This is a genomic window from Enterococcus sp. DIV1421a (assembly GCF_051711025.1).
GTDB classification, from domain to species: domain Bacteria; phylum Bacillota; class Bacilli; order Lactobacillales; family Enterococcaceae; genus Enterococcus_B; species Enterococcus_B hirae.
Window position 1 is genome coordinate 2,117,678 of the sequence record NZ_JBIOLU010000001.1, and the last position, 23,895, is coordinate 2,141,572.

Below are 23,895 nucleotides of genomic sequence, written 5' to 3' on the forward strand. Positions count from 1 at the left end.
TCTCCTTTTCCTATTATAAAATATTTTGTCCAACAGCTTTTTCCACACTATTTTGGATCTCTTCTAAACCGATACCAAGGGTTCCTTGATGACTAGGAATCAAAATGATCGCAGGTGTCAATTGTCCTTTATAGCGCTCAATCGTTTCAGGGACCAGATTTGCACATTGTTCGGTGATATAGATCACACCATATTCATTCTTAGCCATCTCATCGATTGTTTTTCTTATTTCAGTCTTTGTCGTACCATGCTGTACATCAAAGCCAAATAATCGAAAAGGCGAGACAGAATCCTTGTCACCTACTACTCCGATTTTATAAGTCATAGACCTGTCTCATCCTTTCTTTTAGTTGTTCTAGTGAAAAGTGATTTCGTTTGCCAATGATCAAAAGGCGCAGATTTTTACTTTCGACTTCTTTTGCGTTCAAAAAAGCTAGTAATGGTAACGGGCCAAACGCTTGTGTCTGTGCTACTTGATAAAAAGAACTTAAATAATCATCTTTCAATTGTTCCAAACTGACTAGATCAATCTGTTCTTCATGGATGACTTGCTTTAATAGCTCACTGTAATCTGTTGTCAGTAAAAACTGAGTAAAAGTTGCCATTTCTCCACGAACAAAGGAAAGCAATGTGTCTTTCGGAATACTTCCTGAACTTGAAATAACTGTTGTCATAAAACCTGCAGAACGATGCTGCAAGATCCCTCTTGCTGTCGTGGTGATATTCGTTAAATCGATAAAAGCAATGATCTCTTCTAATAGTTCAGGGTAACCAAGCTGTTCCCCTAAGCGACGTTGCTCGGTTAGAAAACAACGGTCATAAATCACATCGATCCCTTGTAAAATAGTCGATTCTTCGCAGTATTCATGAACTTCTCGAATATAATCCATGAGACTGTCTGGCAATTCCACCGACACTTGCGTGTGAATCGCATCTTTCAATACTTCCAGCGAATAAAATCCATCATGGATGTAAAGGTGATCAAGGTTTTGCCCTGTGATCTCAGCCTTTGTCAATACTTTTAAATTATGGAAAGTGTAACGCATCGTATAGATCCAAACGATTTCCGGTTCTGGTGCAGATTCTTTCAACCACTGGAATAATTTGCTGCGTTCCTGAGAGAGATTGGCTTCAAAATCCTTGTCAAAGCCCTCATAGATATATGGCTGATAGATCGTGGATTGTAAGATTTCTCCAAGTGAATCGATCGAATCGGTTTGGATCATTTGCTCAAACGTGTCTTTTGAAATCAACTCTAATTCTCTACCACGTATCAAGGGATTTAATTCATGATACTCCATTTAACAATCCCTCCTTAGTCAAATAATTCTTTGGCAATTTCAGCACTCATCGTCTCTTGAATTTCCTTGATCAAGTGACTAAACAAAAAGTTATATTGGATACCAGCATCATCAATGATCAACCCTGCTTGTGCTTTTTCAGTAAAGTCTTCCCGGATTAATTCAAAAGGAAATTCTTCATTCCATTCAGCGATGACCGCAGGTGTTAAGATATCCGCTGATTTTTCTCCTGGGATCAAGCGTGCTGTGCCATTGATCGGTAATGTTTGGATCATTTGCTTCATCAATGCAAGTTGTTCTTCTTTTGGTTCATTTTCTAACTGAAGCGTTGCTTCCGTGAATAAACGCTGTAAAACTTCTTGTTTCACATTTAAGATTTCTTGTTTCACTTGCATTTTTTGCTTGTTTCTCAACTGGCGATAACTTCGTTCAATTTCTTCCAGTTTACTTGCTTTTTCTTTCTGAAAATCTGCTTCGATCTGCCACTTTTTCACTTCGAATTTTTGATCGATTTCTTTGCGCTTCATTTCTTCGAATGATGCACGTTCGAGTTGTGCTGTTTCATTTATTTGAGTGATGATTTTATCAATCGCATCCACCGTCATTCCTCCTTATAAGCTAGGCTATTACGCATTTAAGACCAGTAAGAAAGAAATAACGAAACCTAAGATGGCATATGTTTCAACCATCGCAGCAAAAATGATCCCTTTCGTTGCATGCTCAGGTTTTTTCGCTAGAATTTGAATACCAGCTGCTGCAACCTTCCCTTGAGCGATCCCTGAGAATAACCCAGTAAAGGCAATCGGTAAGGAAGCTCCTAAGAAGTTCAATCCTTGAACGACAGACATATCACTGCCTAAGTTGATAAAAATCAAGAAGGCGATAACGAAACCGTATAATCCTTGGGTACCTGGAAGTAATTGTAAAATTAACGCTTGTCCAAATTTTTCTGGTTGACTGGTCGTCAATGCAGCTGCCGCTTCCCCAGTCATTCCAACGCCTTTAGCAGACCCGATTCCTGAAAAAATCGTTGCTGTTGCCATCGCTAATACTGCAAATACCATTCCACCATTTTGAGTAATCAAATAATCCATCATTGTATCAAATTCCTCCAATATTTCTATTTTTTCTTATGATTGATGTTGACGTATTTCTCCACCGTTTTTAGTGGTTTGAAGGAACGCCCTCCTCCAGTGTAAAACTTTCCAAAAAATTCCACATATTGTAATCTTGCGCCATGTACATAGGCACTCAAAAGTGTTAAGAACATATTCAAAGCCTGTAGGACAATGATCAATAAAATTCCGACACTAAAACGAGCAGCTGGAGGCATAAAAGCAACTAACATGTTGAAAGCTGCGGCAATACTTCCTCCAGAGATTCCCAGTGCCATTAGTCGTGTATAGCTGACTAAGTCTCCGATATAGCCAGTTAGACCATATAAATTATACGCACCTTTGGCGATCCCCTTGGCTTTTGAAGAAGATTGGAAAACAGGAATGATCAAAATACATACGGCTGAAAGAACAGCTAATGCACCGCCTAAATAAACAAAGGCGTTGTTTTTAAGGATCATCGTTCCCAATAAAATCAGAATGATACCAAGCAAGATCCCTTGCCAAGCAAACCCATCATTCACGGCATCGACATATGCTTTTCGTTTGATATGTTCCTTAGCAGCAATAAATAGTCCGACTAAAATTTGGATCAAACCAAAAATTACGGATAAAATCAAGATCGTGTTGACATCATCTGTAGTAGACAAAATCGGAAATGGTAAATGAATACCAAAAATTTCTTTAGGCAATGCCGCCCCAAAAAATGAGCTGTAGATAAATCCCCAGATGATCGAAGGGATTGCTAGAATCTCAAAGAATTTTGCAAAACGTTGCATTCCCCGTGGCAATACCACTAATTTTTGGAGTAAAAATGCCCCTAAAAACATCAGTAACCCATACCCGATATCCGCCACCATCATGCCAAAAAAGACGAGGTAAAACGGCATCATCCACGGCGTTGGATCAACTTCTTCATACTTTGGTAAACTATACATCTCCGTTAACATCTCAAAAGGAGCAACGATCGGATGATTCTTTAGTTTGGTCGGTACTTCTTCAGCAATTTCATTGTCCGTTGGCTCGTCAAAGGTCAAATAGACTTCTTCACTTGCTAAGACATTTTGTAGCATGTGGATCAATTCTTGTTTTTCTTCATGATCCACCCAGCCTTGAATCAGAATCAGATAAGGAGTATGAATGATCCGGTCCTTGATTGCTTCTCGTTCAGAGCGAGCCAAGAAGATTTCTTCCGTCCATTCGAAATCTTTGATATACCCACTACAAGCTCCAATGGCTGAAGAGAGTTTCTTTTGTTGGTCCTTGATTTCCTGTAAACTTTGTTTTGCAGCAACTAACTGTTGCTGTGGTGTCCCCTCATACAGATAGTCTTCTTTAACAAATCCATAACGACTGGCGATTTCTTCCATGCGTGACTCGTCAGCTCGTAAAACAATGTAGGCAAAGTAAGTCGTTGTTGGTGAAGAGTTGATTTCTTCTAAATAGGCTTCGTTTATCTCAGCAACTTCAGCTTTAAAAGATTCAGCATTTTTAGCATTGACCGTTCCAATGACTAGCTTGGTCATTTGACTATCAAATGCTTTAGGCGCCAAATCCAGATTTTGCCAATTGAGCAACCAATTCTCTTGGTCTTCCAATTGTTGGCGTTCGTCTACCAGTTGCTCCCATTCTTCTTTCAAAAGTAAGACTTCTTCCAGCTTTTTCGAAAAAGCTTCTTCTGAATAATTTTTTTCCAAGGTATCTAACGAAAGTTCACGCCTTTTTAAGTGTTGTTTTTTCTGACTTTTTTCGCCATGATGTTCGATAAATTGGATAGCTGTACGAATATCCGTTAATTTATAGGATAATTTCGCAAGTTCCTTGTCCTTATCGATCATCTCTGGCTCAGGAAAAAACGTCTCTACCCATTGATTGTTTTCAGATTCTTGGAACAGATCACGGATTTCTACTGCATGAAGTCCTTGAACTGCTTGCAACAAGATTTCACGATTTTTCTTATCTGAAATGAGAGTCACTTTTTCCATTTTAGTGACAGCCATTTTTTTGTTTCATCCTTTCAATGATCTCATTCGTTAAGTTCTTTTTCTTCGCTATTTCCTCTTCTTCTTTTTCTAAATATGTTTTTTCTATTTCAAGAACTTTTTGACGAAATTGTTCTAAAATCAATTCCAGTTTGTGCTGTTCGTCTTCAGTTACTTCCTCTTCATTTTTTCTTTTTTCTTCCATCAGCTTGGTTAATCGTTCTTGGAATTCTTTATTCAAATCGATTAATTCGTTATTTTTTAATTGTTCATATTGAGCAAGTTCAGCTTTGACCTGCTCTTCTTTTTTCTGATTATTCTCTTCTGCTTCTTTGATTCTTGTCAAAATTCGTGCCATTTCTGTCACAATCACTTCCCCCTTTCGATTAAAAAAGGACACATGCTCTCGTTACATTGAAAGTATGTGCCCTTTAGTTGACTAATGATGCTGAGCCCTTCAATATGTTCTTCTCACCCCTTGAAGAACGCGATCCTTGAAGCATTATGCCCAACCATTTTATTCGTGATTTAATTCTATTGTACCAAAATGACGAAAAAATTCAATAAGAACACCATATTTTTCCTCGGTAACTCTGTTTTTTTATAAGAAATTCTCATGAAAAAAATTTTTTCTTCATATGTATTCCCAAACTAGATCTATTTCAAATAGTTTTAAATTTTTTTTATTCTTGATAGAATAGAACGAATAGACGATTTGGAGGAATGTTTATGTTACCCATTATTGGAATTGCTGGAAATCAGTTGATCCGAGCGACAGATACTTTTCAAGGAAATCAAGTAACCTATACTCCCCAAGGCTTTGTCAATGCTGTGCAGCAGGCGAATGGTTTACCGATCGTTTTACCGATCTCATTCCCTAAGACTGCTTCTGCTTATATTGACCAAATCGATAAACTGATCTTAGCCGGTGGACAGGATATTTCCCCACAACTGTATCATGAACCTCCCCATCCAAAACTTTTAGAAACCAACCTTCAAAGAGATCTCTTTGAAGCAGCACTTATCAGCGAGGCACTCAAGCAAAACAAACCAATTTTTGCTGTCTGTCGTGGAATGCAACTCTTAAATGTCGTGCTTGGGGGTAGTTTGTATCAAGATTTAACCACTTATCCTAAGTGGTCAGTCAAACATGAACAGCATCCAACCGCCCCACAATTTGCTACTCATGAAGTAGAGATTTTACCCGACACTCTATTACATCAGCTACTACCTGATACTTATTTGGTAAACTCTTATCATCATCAGGCGTTGAAAGAGCTGGCACCTTCATTAAAAGCCACAGCCTTTTCACCTGATGGTCTAGTGGAAGGGATTGAAAGTCTCGATAAGGATGTTCGATTATTTGGTGTACAATGGCATCCAGAGCTGACACATTCAAGCAATCCCACTGATCAAGGATTATTTGATTTTTTTGTTCAAGAATTTTAGTCCTTAAGGGATTGAACAACGATTTTTTCCTTTAGAATATCCTAAAAAATGCTGGCGTTACTTCGTAGATCAACCGAAATAACGCCAGCATTTAGTTTTTCATTTACCGTTTTCTTGTGCCGATACTGCTTTTAATAGTCAGTCGGTTAGGATTTTTTACGTTCATTTCTCATAATTGAAAGTGACTGTTTCAACGAACTCCATAAGCCACCTTCACTATAAACAAGAACATTTGATTTATACATATTCGCCGAGAAGAACATTAGCAGGAATGTGACAATGATTAACACTACAAGTGAAATCAATACACTAGTCATTCCCACTGTCTCATTCGCCAATCGAATCGGCATAATATAAGAAGAAAGGAACGGAATATAGGACGTGATCCGAATCACGATATTGTTGGGATCAGATGCGCCTAAGATCAACCCAAGCATATAGCCACCTAAAGAAAGATAAGTAACTGGTAAAATCGCTTTTGCTGTATCTTCTGCTTTGTTGACTAATGATCCACATAATGCCGCTAAAACGGAGAAGATCAAGATACCAAAGAACATAAACAACAATGCGTACCATAAAAATGGACCGATGATCTTATCTAGTGAAATATTCTCTATGATACTTTTTACAAAATCCATATGTTTAAATTGTTGGAATCCCACAGTCAAAATCACACCGTATAGAGCCATCTGCGTTAAAGCAACTAACAAGACACCAGACAATTTACCATAAAAATGTTTTTGAGCTGTCGTACTTGATAAAATGACTTCCATGATTCGAGTTCCCTTTTCAGAAGCAATTTCTTGCGCGATGATTTGTGAATAAGTCAGGATAATGATAAATAAGATAATGGTTGCTGCATAACTAATCGCATATTGTACGCCAGAATTATCTTCTCCAACTTTCATTTTGTTATTACTATCAAAACTTACTTTTTGTCTAGTCAAACTTGCAGGTTGACTAAGACTAGCTACTTCTTCAGGCGAAAGTCCCAGTTGGCTAGCTCGCAATAGTGATTGCAACCCAGTTAATTGCTGTTGGATCAACAATTGTGTACTTTGTCCTAACGAATTTTCACTGTAAAGTTGACCTTTTAGCTGATCGTTTTCGACCGTGACGACTAAATAGGCATCAATTTTTTCATCGGCTAATTCTTTTTGAGCTTGTGTTTGCGAATCAACCGCTTGAAAGCTGAACTCATCGGTTTTTACTTGTTCAAGCTGTTGCGTTACTTGTTGATTTTCGGACAATACACCAATTTTATTGATCTCACTGTTTTGCTGAGCAAAATTGCCTGCTAAATAAACGATCCCTATCATAATGAATGGCACTAAGATCATAATCAAGAAAGAGATGGATTTGACATTTTTTAAATAGACATCTTTTGTAATGATCCAAAATTTACGCATCAATCTCACCTGCTTTCATTTTGAATATCTCTTCTAAGGTAGGCGGTTGTTGATTGAACATTGGAATATAGCCAAATTGTGTTGCTCGGGTAAAGATTTCTTTTCCTACATCAGGATCGTTTAAAGTGATTTCAAGCGTTTGATCTTCATGAGTGACGACTTTTTCGACTCCTTCGATCATTGCAACTTCCTGTTGGGACAAGCCAGATTCTAAGAATAACTTTGTACGTCCAAAAGAATTTCTGATTTCATGGACTTTCCCGCTTAACACCATTTTTCCATTACGCAACATAATTAAATGATCACAGATTTTTTCAACATTATCCATATTGTGACTGGAGAAAATAACACATGAGCCATGTTCTTTTAACTCAATGATCCCATCTTTCAGCAATTCTGCATTGACTGGGTCAAGACCACTAAACGGCTCATCCAATATGATCAATTTAGGTTCATGGATCAACGTAGCAATCAATTGAACTTTTTGTTGATTTCCTTTAGACAATGATTTTACTTTATCGGTTTTCTTTCCTTTTACTTGGAACTTTTCCATCCAAAAATCGATTTTTGGTTCGATCTCTTTTCTTTTTTTGCCTCTCAATTCAGCAAAATACAACAATTGCTCTTGAATCGTTACTTTCGGATACAACCCACGTTCTTCAGGAAGATAGCCAATAATGTCATAGTCTTTTTCTCCCAAAGGTTGTCCATTCCATAAAACTTCCCCTTGATCCTGTGTCAAAAAATCTAAGATCAATCGAAAAGTTGTGGTTTTTCCTGCCCCGTTTTGTCCGATCAGCCCCATAATCTTTCCATCAGGTATTTGAAAAGACACATGATCAACAGCGGTATAGTCTCCAAACGTCTTAACCAAATCTTTCACTTCTAACATCGTCTCACTCCTTCGTCTCCATTTCTTCTACCATATTCAGATAGTTCAGACAACTTAAATCGCATACAAATGCAAAAAATGAAATAGTCCAGAGATTCTTTATCAATTAAAGGTTCAAAGTTTATTGAAAAATGTATAGTTTAAAAAGAAAACCATTCTTTCCCACTTTTTCATTGAAACAACGACCATTTTGACATTTATTCAGTCTAGGTTGGCTATAATCATTTCCAATAGTCATCATAGCGCTTCCCGCCTCGTCGAACTAAAACGAATTCTACATCATTTGTTATACAAAAAATCATAGGACACTTTACGTAGTTTGTAAAGTGTCCTATGCTAGTTCTCATGCAATTTATCAAAAACATTTTGAGCAACATTTTTTGGTAGCCCAATTTGTTGGAGTTCTTCCATCGTCGCTGCCGTAACATTTTTCAACGATTTAAATTCTTTTAGAAGTAATTTTTTTCTTTTCGGTCCTAATCCTTCAATTTCATCCAGCTTAGAAGCAAAACTATTTTTACTTCGTAGTTGTCTATGGAATGTGATCGCAAACCGATGGACCTCATCTTGGACCCGTTGAAGTAAAAAGAACTCGGGCGAATTTCTTTCCAATGGAACCACCGAAAGTTCATTTCCAAAAAGGAGTTCATTCGTTTTATGCTTATCATTTTTAGCCATACCAGCCACTGGTATGTCGATCCCAAGTTGATTTTCTAAAACATCTTTGGCGACATCCACTTGCCCTTTCCCACCATCGATCAAAATCAAATCAGGTAAAGGAAGCCCTTCTCGAATGACACGAGAATATCTTCGATAGATCACTTCTCGCATCGAAGCATAATCATCTGGTCCTGTGACCGTTTTGATTTTATATTTGCGGTATTCTTTTTTTGCTGGCTTTCCATCGATGAATACCACCATTGCCGCTACTGGATTGGTTCCCATGATATTCGAATTATCGAAGGATTCAATCCGAACAGGTGTAGGAATATTCATGGCATTCCCTAAACGTTCCACTGCCCCAATCGTTCGTTCTTGCTTTCTAGCAATCAAATCAAATCGTTCATTCAATGCAACCGTAGCATTTTTATTCGCAAGTTCTACTAATTTTTTCTTTTCACCACGTTTAGGTTGTAAAACTTTTGTGGACAACAATGCCTCCACACTCGGTTGATCGATCGTGTCAGGAATCAAGACTTCTTTAGGAATAAAATGTTCATTTTCTTGATAAAACTGCCCGATATAAGTCAGAAAATCCTCTTCTGCTTCATTATAAAAAGGAAACATCGACACATCCCGTTCAATCAATTTCCCCTGTCTGACAAAGAATACTTGGACACACATCCAGCCTTTGTCAATGGCATAACCAAAAACATCTCGATCCACCAGATCTGTATTGGTCATTTTTTGACGAGTCATAATCGTTTCAATGGCTCGTATCTGATCGCGGTATTCTGCCGCTTTTTCAAATTCCATCTTTTCAGCAGCTTGGACCATTTTTTGGTGGATTTCTGATTCAACTTTTTCATAGCCACCATTTAAAAAGCTTTTAACTTCATCAACGATTTTCGTGTAAACTTGTGGATCAACATCAAAATAATAAGGACAAAGGCATTGTCCTAAGTGATAATACAAACACGGTTCTTTCGTTTGGCTAGGTTTACACTTGCGTAACGGAAACAACCGATCAAGGATTTTTTTGGTCTCGTTGGCTGCGCCAACATCTGGATATGGTCCAAAATAAACTGCTTTGTCTTTTAACACTTTACGTGTAATGACTAAGCGTGGGTACTTTTCGTTTGTGATTTTCAAAAAAGGATACGTTTTATCATCTTTCAACATGATATTATATTTAGGATCATTTTTCTTGATCAAATTGATTTCTAAAAGTAAAGCTTCGATATTGGATTCTGTAACGATATATTCAAAGTCTTCGATCTCACTAACTAATCGTTCGGTTTTGGTATTATGACTACCTGTAAAGTAGGAACGGACTCTATTTTTGAGAATCTTTGCTTTCCCAACATAGATGATGGTGCCATTTTTATCTTTCATCAAGTAGCAGCCAGGTTGATCAGGAAGTAAGGCTAATTTATTTTTGATACGTTCGTTCATGAAATACTTCCTTTCAAATTTCATTGAATTAATTATAACATGTCTGTCAAAAAGAATCGTGATCGGCTCATTTGTTTCCTAGACTTGTTTGAGGGTTTAGATAAACTAGAGAAAGGTTTTACTGAAATTTGTGCTAAGGACAAAAAAACCGAGATATCAATCCATTGATTGATATCTCAGTAACATTCCAGATGTTTATAAATATTGATCGATCATTTGACGTAATTGCTCTTTCGAGTGTACACCAACCGCTTTTTCAACGACTTGCCCATCTTTTTTCAACAATAATGTTGGAATACTCATTATCCCAAATTGTTGAGGTGTTTGTGGGTTTTCATCTACATCCATTTTTACGATTCGGAATTCATCTTCATCGTATTCTTCTGACAGCTGATCTAAAATTGGTGCTTGCATGCGACAAGGTCCACACCAAGTTGCCCAAAAGTCGATTAATACTAAGCCTTTATCTGTTTCTTCGTTAAATGTCGTATCTGTAACTACTTGTGACATATCAAAGACCTCCATTTTTTAGTCTAGAGTCATTATAGCACCTTTCTTGATTCGAGACGAGCCTTCTGCTTACATTTAGTAAGTTTTATTTAAATTTAACGATCGTCGCCCCATTACCGCCTTGGTTAGCAGGAGCAAATTCAAAACTTTTGACACTTCGATGATTTTTCAGGTAGTCAGTGATTCCTTGACGCAAAGCTCCGGTCCCTTTTCCATGTACGATCGTTACTTGAGGATAGCCAGCAAGGATCGCTGAATCAAGGTATTGGTCAACCTCACTCAATGCTTCTTCATAGCGTTTGCCACGAAGATCTAGTTGGTTCGACACGTGACTAGCTGATTCAGAACGTACAGCATGAATGACCCGCTGTTTTGGTTCCTTTTGTGGAGCAACGGGCGTTAATTCACTTTCAGAAACATTCATTTTTAAAATCCCGATTTCCACTTGCCATTGCTCCCCGTTTTTACGTAACAAGGTTCCTCTTTGACCATAAGTTGTCACTAAAACTTCGTCGCCTGGTTTCAATGTTTTTTGTTCTTTGGCTTTTTTCAACACTTTATTTTTTTTCAGTTGTTCTTCTTGATGTAAGTTTGCCAATTTGGTTTTCGCATCAATCAATTGGTGCTCTTTTACATTTCCTTGTCCTACTTGTTGTTGCATTTTACGAATATCTGCAATGATTTTTTCCGCATTTTCTTGTGCTTCAGAAACTAATTCATTGGCTTTTTTCTTGGCTTTTTCGATTTCTTTTTCTCGTTCTTCAAAGAAATAGCGATACGCCTCTTTTAAGTTTTCATATAACTCTTGTGCTTCATCAACGTAGTGGCGCATTTCTAAATACTCCGTTTCAGCCATTTTTCGTCGATTTTCTAAATCAGCGATCATTTCATTTAAATCTTGGCTTTCGTCATTCATTAATTGTTTAGCTTCATTGATGACTGATTGATCTAATCCTAAGCGGCTAGAGATTTCAAATGCGTTACTTCGCCCTGGTACACCAATCAACAGACGATACGTTGGACTAAGTGTATCAACGTCAAATTCCATACTTGCATTGATTGTATTCGCCCGATTGTATCCATAAACTTTTAGTTCTGGATAGTGTGTCGTAGCCATCACATAAGCCGATTTTTTTCCAAGATCGTCTAAAATAGCAATCGCTAAAGCTGCCCCTTCTTGGGGATCTGTTCCTGCGCCTAATTCATCAAACAAGACTAAACTTTTTTCATTCACATGTGCCAAGATATCAACGGTGTTTGTCATATGGGAAGAAAATGTTGAGAGACTCTGCTCGATGGATTGTTCATCACCAATGTCAGCAAATACTTCCTCAAAAATACCGATTTGACTTTCTTCATCTACAGGGATCGGTAAACCCGATTGCCCCATCAATTGTAACAATCCTAAAGTTTTTAAAGTGATCGTCTTTCCTCCAGTATTTGGACCAGTAATCACAATCGCTTGGTACTCTTTCCCAATACTGATATCATTAGCCACCACTTTTTCTTGATCAATCAACGGATGTCTTGCTTGTTTTAAAATGACATGATTTTCTACACTGATTGCAGGAACGATGGCTTTCAGTTCTTTCCCAAAACGTGCTTTGGCGTTCATCAAATCTAGTTTACCGATCACATATGCGTTATGAATGATTTCATGTCGATGAGGAACCAGTTCAGCAGAAAGTTCACTTAAAATACGTTGGATCTCATTACGCTCTGCAATTTGATACTGTCTCAAGCGATTATTTAATTCAACGATTTGCTTTGGTTCAACGAATAATGTTTGACCAGAAGCACTTTGATCATGGACTACCCCACCAAAGACACCCCGGTATTCTTGCTTGACAGGAATCACATAGCGATCATTTCGCATGGTAATGATCGTATCACTTAAGTATTTGGCGTTTTTCCCCCGAACAATGCCATCTAGTTGTTCTCTCACCGTTTGTTCACTTCGACGAATATTTTGACGAATGATTTTTAATTCAGGGGAAGCATCATCTGTTACTCGCCCATCTTCATCGATCGACTCTTTTAAACGTCGATTCAATTCGGGGATCGTCACCAATTGTTCTGCCCAGAAATAAAGACGTAAAAATTCAATTTCGCTATCTGCTAAATCAGCAAAGAATCGTTTTAATTCACTTGTAGTCGATAAAACACGTGCAACTTGCGCTAATTCGAGTCCATTTAAATCAGCACCGATCTCAATTCGTTTCATATGAGGTCGGATGTTCTCTAACTTAGGAATAGGGATTCCCCCACGTAACCTTTGAACTTTTAAGCCATCTTCTGTTTCTGCTAACCAATCTGTTAATTTCTCTTGTTGGTTGATCGGCACTAACTTTGCGAGTTCTTCTGTTCCTTGCGCGGTTACCACAAACTGACGAACAAGCTGTTTCACTTTTTCAAATTCTAATGTTTCTAGGATTCGATTATTCACGTTATCACCCTAACTTTCACTAAAAGAAGTTGTCACATTTCGCATTGACTCATTGGTCTTTGCTGTCCTGTCACAACTTCGTTTTTTTCTTTCACTACTTACTGTTACACTTTTACAAAAAATTTTTGATTAGTTTATCACATTCGTTATCCATAAATCATGGATTTTATTGGTTAGAAATGGTGTCTGCTCTACGATAAAGCGGGCAAGACTATTTCCACTAAATTGTTTTTGAACGATATCTACTGGCACAAAAGTCAATAGACTCAAGAGCAAAAATATCGTGACATAGGCAACGATTAAAGATAAGATGCCTCCCGCAAGCCAATCGACTTGTTTTAGGATCGGAATATAGGTCAAGCTATGAACAAAAATCCCGATAAAACGAGTAAGCAATCCTCCGATAAATAAAATCAGCAAAAAGGCGACTCCTGCATAAAAAGCCTCATCTAATCTGAAAGAAAATGTCTGATCAAAAAAGACCATTTGGGAATTAGATGTTACCGCAGGATAAGGAATATATAATTCCAGACGACTTGCTAGATCCTTATAAAAGTGCTGTGCTGCCATAAAAGACAAGATATAACCGATCGTATAAACGACCTGCATAGAAAATCCTCGTCGCGCACCTGAAAAAAATGCAAGCAGCAAGATAAATAAAATCAAAAGACTTAACATGTCTTGTTCCTTTCTCTTTCATCAATTTGAAGATTTTTGTTTGATTTGACCTTTTCTTTTTTCATTTAAAATTTGTTGGGCTTCCACATGATTCTTGATTTCTCGATCTGCCTGTCCGTTTTCTTTCAACACTTCTCGTGCTTCGTTTTCAATCGCTTCAATTCTTTTGATTCGATTTTCCATTTCCACAAATTTGATCATTTTTTTCTTTAAATCTGCTACTTCTTTTTCAAGTTCGAGATTTCTTTCTTGCTTCTTCAATTGATCCGAGAGCGCATTGACAGCCATTAAGATCGCTGCTTGTTCATTATCGATTTGCGGAGACAAATCCTTCAATTCTTTTAGTTGTTCATTGATCAAATTTGTCACGATATCCATATGGTGCTTTGTTTCACGTCCAATAATCGTGTAAGTTTGGTCGGCAATCACTGCTTTATAGCGTGTTTTTTCGTGCGCCATCCGAATCATTTCCCCCTATTGATAAAATTATTATCTAGTGTACCATGAAATTAATGATTTAACAGTTGTACACAAATTTTCTTATATTTACCTTATCATTATATGATAAACTTTGAAAAAATGCTATGTCTCGTCCCCAACTGAACGACAAGGAACTATTGAGGGATCTTTCATCTAACAAGCATCTAAATTTATTAATTTAACTAAACTGGAGGTACATAATGAGTAATATTATCATCAAAGTAACGACTGCCCAAATGGAAAAAATGAAACAAGCTTATCTTTCTTATCTTTTACCTAAAAAAATTCCTTATACCGTATTTGCTGCTAAAAAAAATGGCACGACCATCACTGCATACACCTCAGGAAAAGTCATGTTCCAAGGTGCAAATGCCGAAAAAGAAGCAAGTCAATGGGGAAAGGCTGCTTCAGCAAAACCCAAAGCTGGAAAAACAGCTGCATCTTTGCCTAAGAACATCGAATCTTTATCTGTATTAGGAAGTGATGAAGTGGGAAATGGGAGTTACTTCGGTCCATTGACAGTTTGTGCTGCTTACGTGGCCAAGGAGCAACTAACACAACTAAAAAAACTAGGCGTTCGTGATTCAAAAGAATTAAAAGATCCTCAAATCATTCAATTGGCTAGTATCTTGAAGAAGACGATCCCTTATCAACTTTTAGTACTCGAGCCTAAAAAATATAACGAGATCCAACCGAAATACAATGCTGTGCGTATGAAAGTTGCTTTGCATAATCAAGCGATCCATCTACTGCTGAAAAAAATTGCTCCTGTCAAACCAGAGGCAATCTTGATCGATCAGTTTACACCAGAAAGCAATTATAAAAAGTATGTCCGTTTGGAAAAAAATCAAGTGCAAGAAAAACTCTATTTTGTGACTAAAGGAGAACAATACCACTTAGCGGTAGCTGCGGCATCGATCATCAGCCGAGCAAGTTTTCTAGAAGAATTAGCTAAAGAATCAGCAGAGATCGGTCTAGAGTTACCTTCTGGCGCTGGAACAAAGTCGGATCGAATAGCTGCAAAAATCATTGAAAAAGGTGGCATTGATTTGTTAGCAAATTATGCAAAATTACATTTTGCGAATACTGAAAAAGCAAAAAAAATGAGTTTATGATATCCCTTTAACGCTTTATTCTAAAAATAATAAACGTTGTTTCAGAAATCATTCTATAGGAATGAAGCGTTGAAGCAACGGTCATAAGACCTCTTAAAATAGGCTATCCAATTGGTCATTTGACCTTAAGAGCATAGCCTGATCTCTTAGATAGCATAAAAACTCCCATCACAGTAGAATAGAACTTTTTTCCACTGCGATGGGAGCCAATTAATTAGTCCCAAACGTTAAAACTTAGTATGTTTTACCCATTAATAACCAGCAATTTAATCAATCAACTCCCAAGGTCCCCATTGTTCAGTACCTGGTTCTTCCCCGCTTGTCCACCATTTCGCTTGATAGTTTTGCCCTTTATGAGACACCTTATCGCCAGCTTTGTAAATATTTGTAGCACTCCATGCTTCATATTTTGATGAAGATGTGCTATCTAGTGTTGTTACACTCAAAGGTTGACTGTGTTCTGAAACATTACCAGAATGATCAAACGCTTTTACAGTATAAATGTACGTTGAACCAGCCATTAAATATTTGTCAATATAATTGGTAGTAGCTGTTTGACCAACTTGTTGTCCGTCACGATAAACATAATAACCTGCTACTCCTTTATTATCCGTCGAAGCGGTCCAATTCAACGTCACGCTTGTCTCTGTCACATTTGAAGCTGTCAGATCAGTCGGAATAGATGGTGCTTCTTTATCTTCTGGATCTGGTGTTGGCGTTGGTGTTGGATTAGTTGAATCCTCTCCATAAATCGTTTGTTGCGAGATATCTATACCGGCTTTGGTAATTCTTTGTGCTAGATTTATAGAAGCAATATGATCAACGGATACATCAGTTGCATTTGATTTTAATCTAAACACATATGTCTCCCCTGGTTTAAGCTCTCTTCCTTCATAAACCCCACTTAAATCGATCGTCACCGTTCCATTTGAGGTTGAAACCTCGCCTGCTTTGTAATCACCACTACTAAGAATTTCATTTGAATTCAACGCTAAAGTGTATCGTGGTAATTTAATTGTCTTGTGAGAAGATTCAATAGCTGATAAAACGTCCGAATTTTCATTTAGTGTTTCTTTATTTTTGATGACTAATTCATACCCTTTTGAACTGTTTTCAGAATAAGTAGAAATCCCTACCTCGACATTTAGATCACTTGATACAATTTTATGCTCTGGAAGTTTTTCTGTACCAAACAACCCATTTTTGATTGCTTTGGTCAGTTCATCTCTTTTCGTACTCGTTGTTGGCTTATCTTGCGATTGCATCCAAGAGATTACACCACCTAATTCATGCTCTTTCACATATTGCGTTTTGTAATTAATTGATTTTACATTGTCATAGGTAAAGAACTCTTTTGAAACTTCGCTGTATAAAAATGGTGCTTTGGCTGTATCATCCCAATATTCTTTTAGAGTCGGGATTTTAGTTTTTAATTCATCAATGTTTCGGTAGGACCAAACTCCACCTGCTCGGCCACCATCCCCAAGTGCCAGAGAATGTTCATTGTCCGCACCATATGTCGGCGTTTGGTCTGCATCTTTATTGCTTTTTTCAGCAGGTTGGAATAATCCAGGAGTATTTGGGTCTGTCCCTTTAGCTACTTCATTCCACCCACGAGTATAGAAAGCTGCACCAATAACGATTTTTTCTGAAGGAGCCCCATGTTCTTTCAAAAAGCGAACGGTCTGATCAACGGATAATCCATTTGCATAGTTCGGGTCGTTAGGATTACCATAAAGCGCAGTATGATGACCACTTGTTGCACTCCAAGCACCATTCATGTCATAAGTCATCATATTCGCAAAGTCAACTACTTCAAATAGTTGTTTGATGTCAATTCCCTTGTCCAACATTCCTTGGGACGCAGGTAATGCTACAGAAAGTTCATAAGTCTTACCTAATTCCACTCCTTGTTTATCGATCGCCGCTCGAATATCTTTTAATAGTAAAATATAATTTTCTTTATCCTCTGGTTTTGCGTTAGGTGTTCCTTCATCATTTTTGTTGTCGACACGATCAGGCTCACGAACATCTGCTGGATATTCCCAATCAATATCAACGAAATCCATGTTGGTATATTTTAAGAATTTAGTAATGTTTTCCACTAATTTTTTTCGTTTCGCAGGACTAGCTGCAACTTCAGAAAAATCACCCGATTTTGACCAACCACCTAATGACACGCCAATTTTTAAGTTTTTATTTTGTCCACGCAAATTTTGAAGCGCATTCAACAACCCAGAAGCAGCATTTCCCCATCCGACTTCTGCTTCACCTGCTGGCACGCCTACAGCGGCTTCTTTATCTGTAAATTTCAACTCACCATTACTATCAAAATCTAAAAAGGCATAATTTAAATGCGTCAATTGGTCTGCGGCAATATCTTTAGGATAAAATTCTTGTTCTCCTCCCCAAATCGACCAATCACCATAATACATCACATTACGATAAGACGCTTTTTTTGTAATTTCCTGAGCTTCTTCTGCATGCACATGTTCTTTGTGGCTGAATAATGGCGTTGTCAGAGAAATAACAGAAGAAAATAACATCGCTGCCAAACTAATTTTTTTCAACTTTTTCATTTTTAACCCTTCCCCTCTTTTTCTATACGAACTCCCCTAATGAAACTTATTACCCATAAAATAAATCAGTTATTTTTAATAAACCAACCTCCTAAAAAACAAAAAATGATAACCCTTACAAAACAAGGTTAACATTATCTTATCAAAGCATCAAATGATTTGATATTTTTGTATTGCATATTAACATTTATATATTTATAGTTATCTAAAATAACTAATAAATATCCCTATTCTCTTTTCTCTTTTTCATCTTTTTTTACTGCTTTATTTAAAATAACTATTATTTTTTATTTTTATATTTATAAAAGAACAAAAAAAGCATTTCGCCAAAATAAATTGGACAAAATGCTGCGAATCTTTTTATGTATGATTTGTTCATTTTTGAATGTATCCTCTTAGAGTTGGATCTTCCTGATTCTTTTCGTTTCATCATTAACATTTAACTGAAAACTTTTTCAACGAAATTGACGATCATATTTAATCTGCGATTCCTGCTCTCTAAAACAATTTAATGTACGTAAGTATCGTTTAGCCGATTTTAAATGTTCAGCTAGTGGTTTTTTTTCTCCAAGATAAGTATAATAATTAGCTAACACGACTCTTTTTACCTCGTCTTTAGTGATGGTCTCTAATTTTAGCTTTTTGATGGTTTCTTTTGCAATTTTGACTGGCATTTTTTGTAAGAAAAAGTAATTGACCAGCGCATGTATATGCCCCCCCTTGGATCGGTTCTCTTTGATTAACTCATCACAACGTTTCCTTATGTCCCTTTTCCCTTTGTTGATCTCATCTGCTGAGAGTTTACCATCAAAAATCGGTTGAAATAATGGAATCTCATAACGATCACTTAATCGATTACTGATTCTTCTACTTGCACCTATGGAAATCAATGTATTTTCTATTTCTTTCCTTTGCCAGAGCCAATCATCCTTTTTTTGTACGATATGATCACAATACTTCTCAATGATGCTCACCTTTAATGCATCTGAAGAAACCGGCAAAGGAAAATCAAACGCATCAATCACATGGAGTGTTTCCTTTAGTGGTCTCTCTGTAAATAATAGAAAATGAACAATAGCCTTCATTCCTTTTTCATTACCTAAATCCTTTAAAAAAGAGTGACAACGATTCAACTGTCCAGATAAACGTCCAGCTTTTGGGAATAACTCTTCATTTACATGGTTATTGATCAACGTGACTAATTCTTGATTCGCTCCCCTTAAGGCAAGGGCATTTTCACTTGATTTTTTCCACTCAATGAGCCCTAATTTATTAAAAGATGCTTGGCACTCCTTAACAAGTCTTACTTCTTCTTTGATAGTCAAATAACTATTATCAAGAACAACATTTACTTTTGAAGGGATTTTTGTAAAAATTTCCTCAAGAATATCTGGAGGCAGCTCTTGAAGCACAAGATAATTCCGTGTTGCCAATGGCTCAAAATGTTCACAACGTTGGACTACTTCGTCAATGAGTTTTTGAGACGACTTCATCTTCAAAGAAGGAAGCAAGGTGACATTTAGTATCTTACTCAATTGATCGATCTGCGTTCGATTCATTCCTCGTAAAACAAGATATTCCTCACATTTTTTCTTTCCAACAGTTCCCTCAGATCCTATCAACATCGATTGGCACTTGTACACTTCCTCGAATTGTTTCTGTAAATAAAATTTATTGATAGTTTTAGGAAACCTTAGATCTCTAAAAATTTTATCAATATACTTGGGCGCTGTATTTTGTAACAATAAGTATTTTTGAATCGCTACAAAGCCTATTTTTGGTCCTAAGTCTTCTAAAAAAGAATTGCACCGATCAACTAATGTGCTAATTGCCCCTCTTTTAGTCATATCTATCATTGGGAATATTGATTGATCGATGTATTCATTCATTTGATGAAGCTGTTGTAAACTAGGATAAATTAAAATAAAATAATTCTCGAATTTTTTTCTGCCCATTTCTGATCCTAATTCTCGAACAAATTGGCTATATTTTATATATCTAGTTAAACAAAAATGGAAATTTTTTCGGTCCTCATCATTCATAGAATCTTTTATTCGCTCTATGACTTCGATATTGATTGCAGGAGGGAAATCTTCCAACATAAGGTAATTATTGACTGATTTAACTCCATTTACTTTGTTTGGATACCAGTAATTTAAAAAACTTTGGCAATATTTGACTGCTTTAGTTATTTTCTCCTCCTTTGATAAAGGTTCATCTTTCAAGGAAGGCAATAAATTGATGTTTAAAATTTCTCCTATCCGATTGAAAAATTTACGATCTACTCCTTGTAGAACTAGCCGATTTTCTACTTCTGTTGCCCCCATATTATTATAATAGAGCGTTGTAACGAGAAGGTCTTTATACTCTTTTTGATTGATTGTCTTGGGTAATTGAACTTCATTAAGTATATCCTTCGCTCTGTCTGCTGTTGTATTTTGCAACAATAAATAATATTGAACAGCTAATAATCCTTCTGTCTCACCGAAATCCTCTAAAAAAACATTACATCTTTTGGCCGTCAAAGTAATTTGTTTAGAGTATCTGGAATTCTCCCATGTAGGAAACAAAAATTCTCCAATTGTTGCACTTATTTTGTTGTATTCAGATCGAGGAAGTTCATTTATAATGAGTTGATTTTCAATTGCTTTTATCCCTTCATTTGTGCCATATTTGACCAATGTTTCATTGAACTTTTTATGTAATTGTTTTTTCTTTTCTATCTTTTTAAAAAATCCATGTTTGTTCACAGTTCCCTTAAAAACTAGTCCTTCAACAATTTCTTTAGTCAATTCTGGACTCAGGTCATGTAGCACAAGATAATTTGTAATAGCTTTTTTTCCTATCGCACTATTAAAAACATTTAGCAGCGATTGACAGTATTGAGTGGCTTCGTTAACTATCTCTTGCTGGGTTTTATCCTTAAATATTGGTAAGAAATCCATCTTCTTGATTTGACTGACTGTATCTATAGACTTTCGATTTGCACCTTTCACTAATAAATGGTGTTCGATACTTCGTTTTTCATCTATCTCTTTGATTTTCTCTAATAAATAGCAAACATAACTATCCCTATCTAAATAGAACAAAGTTCTTTTCATTTCTCTTTCCCTTCTCGTTTATTCATTGAGCTTAAGTATAAAGTGGAAAATAGGGAGAAATGTTCCTTTTTTTTCAAAAAAAAAAATTTATTGAAATCCCCTAATAGAAAAGCCGCTTCAACTAACGAATGAATCCCATCCGCAACATCAACACAAAAAAACGGTGTGCAAGTGTTCGTTCTTTGAAATGGATCTGATGTTTTGGAGACAGCAAATAGTGTCTCCAAAGCATCAGATCCATCCAATCGAACGGAGCTTACACAACCGTTATTCGTCTCAAGCTAAACAATAACCCCATTTAAGTATAGATCGATCAAAGTCGCCACATCAAAAGGCTGTTCCTCTGAATGACCAGATTCAGTAATATAAGGGGCTAGCAAAAGGAAAAAATGTTTCGCTGCCAGTTCCTGTGTGACGTTTTTTCGTAATAGTTGTTGATGATTGGCAAAAATCTTTTCAAAAGGTTCCCGATAATTCTTTTTCCATAAACAAAACAAATGATTTCTTGTTTCAGCTGAAAGATTGAGCTTCAAATCATGCAGCATCATAAACAAATCAATGAGATGGGTTTCGATAAGATATTCAGCCATCTTAGTCAACGTTTGTTGAAAATCATCGGCACCCGTTGCGGCGATCTTCCTCAAATCGTCCCCTACTGTTTTCAAATGTTGTTCCAGAACTGCCTGGTAAAGTTTTTCTTTGTCACTAAAGTAATGATAAAGATTGGGTTGGGTAATCCCGGCGTTCTTAGCAATTTCACGAGTAGACGTGCCGAGATAGCCTTTTGACATAAACAAATGATTGGCTTCATGTAAAATCTTTTTTTGCGTGTCTTTGTTATAGCGATGAACCACATACACACCTTCTTTTTATGCTTATTCTGTTTTTTCTTGAAAAACACCGTCTTCCATCATAAACACTTTATCACATTTGTCAATCAGGCGTGTATCATGGGTGACCATAATGATGGCTTTATTTTTTTCTTTCGATTCTTTCGCTAAAATATCTACGACTTCTCTTGCTTTTTCTGAATCTAAACTGGCTGTTGGTTCATCTGCTAAAATAATGGACGGATCGTTGTAAAGCGCTCTAGCAATGGCGACTCTTTGCCGTTCTCCTCCTGATAATTCTTCTGGATATTTGTTGACCAATTCGGCAACACCTAACTGTTCAAATAGTTCATTCGCTTCTTTCTGACGATTCTCATGTTTGACTTTATCCACTAATATCAATTGCTTTTTGACCGATAAAAATGGAACCAAATTAGACGCTTGTAAAATAAATCCGATTTCCTTAAAACGTAATTTTACCCGCTGATTCTCAGGTTGAGCACTAAATTCTTGCCCATTGATCAAAACAGACCCTTTACTAGGCGTTTGTAAGCCACCTGCAATGGTCAAGAAAGTACTTTTTCCTGAACCAGAAGGACCGATGATCGCAACAAATTCGCCTTTATCTACACTAACATTGGTTTTTTTCAGTGCGTGGACGATTTGATCACCATCTTTGAAATTCTTTTCGACATCTTTAAATTCGATTGCTTTCATTTTTTTCATCTCCTAACCAATTGCCTTCAATGGATCGATTTTTACAATTGCTCGTACCGAAAACAGCGCACCTAAAATGGCGACCACTAACATCAAAACACTGATAACTCCGAAAAATAACCAATTACTTTGAAAAGGTACGGTATCTGGTAAAAGGAACGAGGTCCCCACTGTTCCCAACAAGCCAAGACCGATCCCAAAGAATGAGAGTAAGAAGGTTTGTGCCACTACTGAGCGAGCGATAAACCCTCCTGTCATTCCTTGCGCCTTCAAAACACCAAAAATATTGATTTTTTGCATGGTCAACACATAAATGAAAATTCCGATTACAATCGCTGCAATCACGATCAAAAAGCCGATCATAAAACCAAAAGTGAGTACTTGCGCACTATAGCCAGGTAATTCATTGATAAATTTAGAAATGCTGATTTTTTCAAGATCATTTGGTAAATCATCTATCTGCCCTCTAACAACCACCGCGTTGATTCGAGCATTCTCACTTGTATCTGTTTTTTCAAAACGAATTTCTTGGTAAGCATCAAGTGTTGTATATAAAACTGGCGATACATTGAACTTCGCATTTTCGGTAAATCCAGTTAATCGAAAGGTTTTGTCACTACCAGAAAGTTTAACTGTATCGCCAATTCCTAGACCATACTCTTCTTTTAAGCTAATATCACCCACTGCTTCATCGTTCCCAACAAAGGCCTTACCTTCAACAATATTAGGCATGATAAATTGATCTGGATCAATACCAAAAAAACTCACATTGATTTTTCCTGCCTCATCGTTGTCTTTACTGGTTACGACACCTGGTGTTTGTGCCAAGTAAGCCACCTTATCCCCTTTTACTTCTTGCGCTGTCTTTTTCGTGATCATTGACATCCCTAGGTTCGTATTGGCATCTTTTGACAGTACAATATAGTCTGCCTCCCACTTATCGACAGCCGTTCGGTTATCTTGTGCCAGTCCATACGCTAAACCGGTTAAAAAAAAGACCAAATATGCAATTAAAAACATCACCCCAGCAACCAACGCATAGCGTAATTTTGAATGTATGATTTCATTTAATGCTAAAAACATCTAACTCCTCCTTTAAAAGTTTATCCAACAATAATACAAGTTTATCACTTGATAAATTTTTAGAGGAATAATCTGCTCACAAAAAAACGGTAA

Annotated in this window: 20 protein-coding genes and 1 other annotated feature; of the genes, 2 read left to right on the forward strand and 18 right to left on the reverse strand. The window is 36.8% G+C overall.

Annotated elements, in window-relative coordinates:
• Positions 1–13: 13 nt before the first annotated feature.
• The 6 genes from IGK21_RS09600 to IGK21_RS09625 are packed head-to-tail and all read right to left on the reverse strand — an operon-like array spanning position 14 to position 4,756.
• On the reverse strand, positions 14–325 hold the full coding sequence (locus IGK21_RS09600; protein WP_010718638.1) for a V-type ATP synthase subunit F: 312 nt from the start codon (positions 323–325) through the stop codon (positions 14–16).
• A complete protein-coding gene (locus IGK21_RS09605) occupies positions 315–1,301 on the reverse strand; it encodes a V-type ATPase subunit (protein WP_034699097.1) in 987 nt (328 codons plus the stop codon). Before IGK21_RS09605 ends, IGK21_RS09600 begins: the two co-directional genes overlap by 11 nt.
• A gap of 14 nt (positions 1,302–1,315) precedes the next feature.
• Positions 1,316–1,900: a V-type sodium ATPase subunit E gene (gene ntpE / locus IGK21_RS09610; protein ID WP_034699095.1), complete on the reverse strand. Its 585-nt coding sequence runs from the start codon at positions 1,898–1,900 to the stop codon at positions 1,316–1,318.
• A 27-nt stretch (positions 1,901–1,927) separates the two neighbouring features.
• Positions 1,928–2,398: a V-type ATP synthase subunit K gene (locus tag IGK21_RS09615; RefSeq protein WP_010738015.1), complete on the reverse strand. Its 471-nt coding sequence runs from the start codon at positions 2,396–2,398 to the stop codon at positions 1,928–1,930.
• Positions 2,399–2,421: 23 nt separating this feature from the next.
• Entirely contained in the window at positions 2,422–4,416 is a 1,995-nt protein-coding gene (locus tag IGK21_RS09620) for a V-type ATP synthase subunit I (RefSeq protein ID WP_034699091.1), read from the reverse strand.
• Positions 4,403–4,756, reverse strand: coding sequence for an ATPase V (locus IGK21_RS09625; RefSeq protein ID WP_220381043.1), 354 nt, complete (start codon positions 4,754–4,756; stop codon positions 4,403–4,405). Before IGK21_RS09625 ends, IGK21_RS09620 begins: the two co-directional genes overlap by 14 nt.
• A 107-nt stretch (positions 4,757–4,863) precedes the next feature.
• Positions 4,864–4,912, reverse strand: a sequence feature (sodium ion sensor (DUF1646 type); this cis-regulatory element may regulate processes involved in with the transportation of sodium ions).
• A 215-nt stretch (positions 4,913–5,127) separates the two neighbouring features.
• On the opposite strand from IGK21_RS09625, the gene IGK21_RS09630 reads away from it, so the two are divergent.
• Positions 5,128–5,847 (forward strand): gamma-glutamyl-gamma-aminobutyrate hydrolase family protein, encoded by a 720-nt coding sequence (locus tag IGK21_RS09630; protein WP_438719296.1) that lies wholly within the window; start codon positions 5,128–5,130, stop codon positions 5,845–5,847.
• Positions 5,848–5,993: 146 nt separating this feature from the next.
• Here the strand turns inward: IGK21_RS09630 and IGK21_RS09635 are convergent, their stop codons facing one another.
• The 7 genes from IGK21_RS09635 to zapA form a co-directional block, all read right to left on the reverse strand.
• Positions 5,994–7,256: an ABC transporter permease gene (locus tag IGK21_RS09635; protein WP_181915083.1), complete on the reverse strand. Its 1,263-nt coding sequence runs from the start codon at positions 7,254–7,256 to the stop codon at positions 5,994–5,996.
• Complete coding sequence (locus IGK21_RS09640; RefSeq protein ID WP_010718646.1) at positions 7,249–8,148, reverse strand: ABC transporter ATP-binding protein; 900 nt, start codon at positions 8,146–8,148, stop codon at positions 7,249–7,251. The genes IGK21_RS09635 and IGK21_RS09640 overlap by 8 nt, the downstream gene beginning before the upstream one ends.
• A gap of 336 nt (positions 8,149–8,484) precedes the next feature.
• Entirely contained in the window at positions 8,485–10,263 is a 1,779-nt protein-coding gene (uvrC, locus tag IGK21_RS09645) for an excinuclease ABC subunit UvrC (protein WP_010738020.1), read from the reverse strand.
• A gap of 195 nt (positions 10,264–10,458) precedes the next feature.
• The gene (gene trxA, locus IGK21_RS09650; RefSeq protein ID WP_010718648.1) at positions 10,459–10,773 is read right to left on the reverse strand and encodes a thioredoxin; all 315 of its coding nucleotides are present in this window, start codon (positions 10,771–10,773) and stop codon (positions 10,459–10,461) included.
• An 85-nt stretch (positions 10,774–10,858) separates the two neighbouring features.
• The gene (locus tag IGK21_RS09655; RefSeq protein ID WP_010718649.1) at positions 10,859–13,219 is read right to left on the reverse strand and encodes an endonuclease MutS2; all 2,361 of its coding nucleotides are present in this window, start codon (positions 13,217–13,219) and stop codon (positions 10,859–10,861) included.
• 129 nt (positions 13,220–13,348) lie between these two features.
• On the reverse strand, positions 13,349–13,897 hold the full coding sequence (locus IGK21_RS09660) for a CvpA family protein (RefSeq protein ID WP_010718650.1): 549 nt from the start codon (positions 13,895–13,897) through the stop codon (positions 13,349–13,351).
• A 21-nt stretch (positions 13,898–13,918) separates the two neighbouring features.
• On the reverse strand, positions 13,919–14,356 hold the full coding sequence (zapA, locus tag IGK21_RS09665) for a cell division protein ZapA (protein ID WP_010718651.1): 438 nt from the start codon (positions 14,354–14,356) through the stop codon (positions 13,919–13,921).
• 221 nt (positions 14,357–14,577) lie between these two features.
• Between zapA and rnhC the strand changes: the two genes are divergently transcribed.
• On the forward strand, positions 14,578–15,492 hold the full coding sequence (rnhC, locus tag IGK21_RS09670) for a ribonuclease HIII (protein ID WP_126343426.1): 915 nt from the start codon (positions 14,578–14,580) through the stop codon (positions 15,490–15,492).
• A gap of 266 nt (positions 15,493–15,758) precedes the next feature.
• Here rnhC and IGK21_RS09675 read toward each other — a convergent pair whose 3' ends face one another.
• From IGK21_RS09675 to IGK21_RS09695, 5 genes are all read right to left on the reverse strand, one after another.
• Positions 15,759–18,071, reverse strand: coding sequence for a glycosyl hydrolase family 18 protein (locus IGK21_RS09675; RefSeq protein ID WP_181915084.1), 2,313 nt, complete (start codon positions 18,069–18,071; stop codon positions 15,759–15,761).
• A 455-nt stretch (positions 18,072–18,526) separates the two neighbouring features.
• Entirely contained in the window at positions 18,527–21,172 is a 2,646-nt protein-coding gene (locus tag IGK21_RS09680) for a hypothetical protein (protein WP_438719301.1), read from the reverse strand.
• A gap of 281 nt (positions 21,173–21,453) precedes the next feature.
• Entirely contained in the window at positions 21,454–22,026 is a 573-nt protein-coding gene (locus IGK21_RS09685; RefSeq protein WP_010738025.1) for a TetR/AcrR family transcriptional regulator, read from the reverse strand.
• Positions 22,027–22,047: 21 nt separating this feature from the next.
• Positions 22,048–22,719: an ABC transporter ATP-binding protein gene (locus tag IGK21_RS09690; protein WP_010718656.1), complete on the reverse strand. Its 672-nt coding sequence runs from the start codon at positions 22,717–22,719 to the stop codon at positions 22,048–22,050.
• Positions 22,720–22,731: 12 nt separating this feature from the next.
• Complete coding sequence (locus IGK21_RS09695) at positions 22,732–23,802, reverse strand: ABC transporter permease (protein ID WP_010738026.1); 1,071 nt, start codon at positions 23,800–23,802, stop codon at positions 22,732–22,734.
• Positions 23,803–23,895: the final 93 nt, after the last annotated feature.

Excerpts from the sequence above, each read along its gene's own strand:
- IGK21_RS09625 (WP_220381043.1), bottom strand. The coding sequence starts at position 4,756 with ATGGCACGAATTTTGACAAGAATCAAAGAAGCAGAAGAGAATAATCAG.
- IGK21_RS09635 (WP_181915083.1), bottom strand. The coding sequence starts at position 7,256 with ATGCGTAAATTTTGGATCATTACAAAAGATGTCTATTTAAAAAATGTC.
- uvrC (WP_010738020.1), bottom strand. The coding sequence starts at position 10,263 with ATGAACGAACGTATCAAAAATAAATTAGCCTTACTTCCTGATCAACCT.
- IGK21_RS09690 (WP_010718656.1), bottom strand. The coding sequence starts at position 22,719 with ATGAAAGCAATCGAATTTAAAGATGTCGAAAAGAATTTCAAAGATGGT.
- zapA (WP_010718651.1), bottom strand. The coding sequence starts at position 14,356 with ATGGCGCACGAAAAAACACGCTATAAAGCAGTGATTGCCGACCAAACT.
- IGK21_RS09640 (WP_010718646.1), bottom strand. The coding sequence starts at position 8,148 with ATGTTAGAAGTGAAAGATTTGGTTAAGACGTTTGGAGACTATACCGCT.
- IGK21_RS09675 (WP_181915084.1), bottom strand. The coding sequence starts at position 18,071 with ATGAAAAAGTTGAAAAAAATTAGTTTGGCAGCGATGTTATTTTCTTCT.
- IGK21_RS09630 (WP_438719296.1), top strand. The coding sequence starts at position 5,128 with ATGTTACCCATTATTGGAATTGCTGGAAATCAGTTGATCCGAGCGACA.
- rnhC (WP_126343426.1), top strand. The coding sequence starts at position 14,578 with ATGAGTAATATTATCATCAAAGTAACGACTGCCCAAATGGAAAAAATG.
- IGK21_RS09605 (WP_034699097.1), bottom strand. The coding sequence starts at position 1,301 with ATGGAGTATCATGAATTAAATCCCTTGATACGTGGTAGAGAATTAGAG.
- IGK21_RS09615 (WP_010738015.1), bottom strand. The coding sequence starts at position 2,398 with ATGATGGATTATTTGATTACTCAAAATGGTGGAATGGTATTTGCAGTA.
- IGK21_RS09680 (WP_438719301.1), bottom strand. The coding sequence starts at position 21,172 with ATGAAAAGAACTTTGTTCTATTTAGATAGGGATAGTTATGTTTGCTAT.
- IGK21_RS09660 (WP_010718650.1), bottom strand. The coding sequence starts at position 13,897 with ATGTTAAGTCTTTTGATTTTATTTATCTTGCTGCTTGCATTTTTTTCA.
- trxA (WP_010718648.1), bottom strand. The coding sequence starts at position 10,773 with ATGTCACAAGTAGTTACAGATACGACATTTAACGAAGAAACAGATAAA.
- IGK21_RS09600 (WP_010718638.1), bottom strand. The coding sequence starts at position 325 with ATGACTTATAAAATCGGAGTAGTAGGTGACAAGGATTCTGTCTCGCCT.
- IGK21_RS09695 (WP_010738026.1), bottom strand. The coding sequence starts at position 23,802 with ATGTTTTTAGCATTAAATGAAATCATACATTCAAAATTACGCTATGCG.
- IGK21_RS09620 (WP_034699091.1), bottom strand. The coding sequence starts at position 4,416 with ATGGCTGTCACTAAAATGGAAAAAGTGACTCTCATTTCAGATAAGAAA.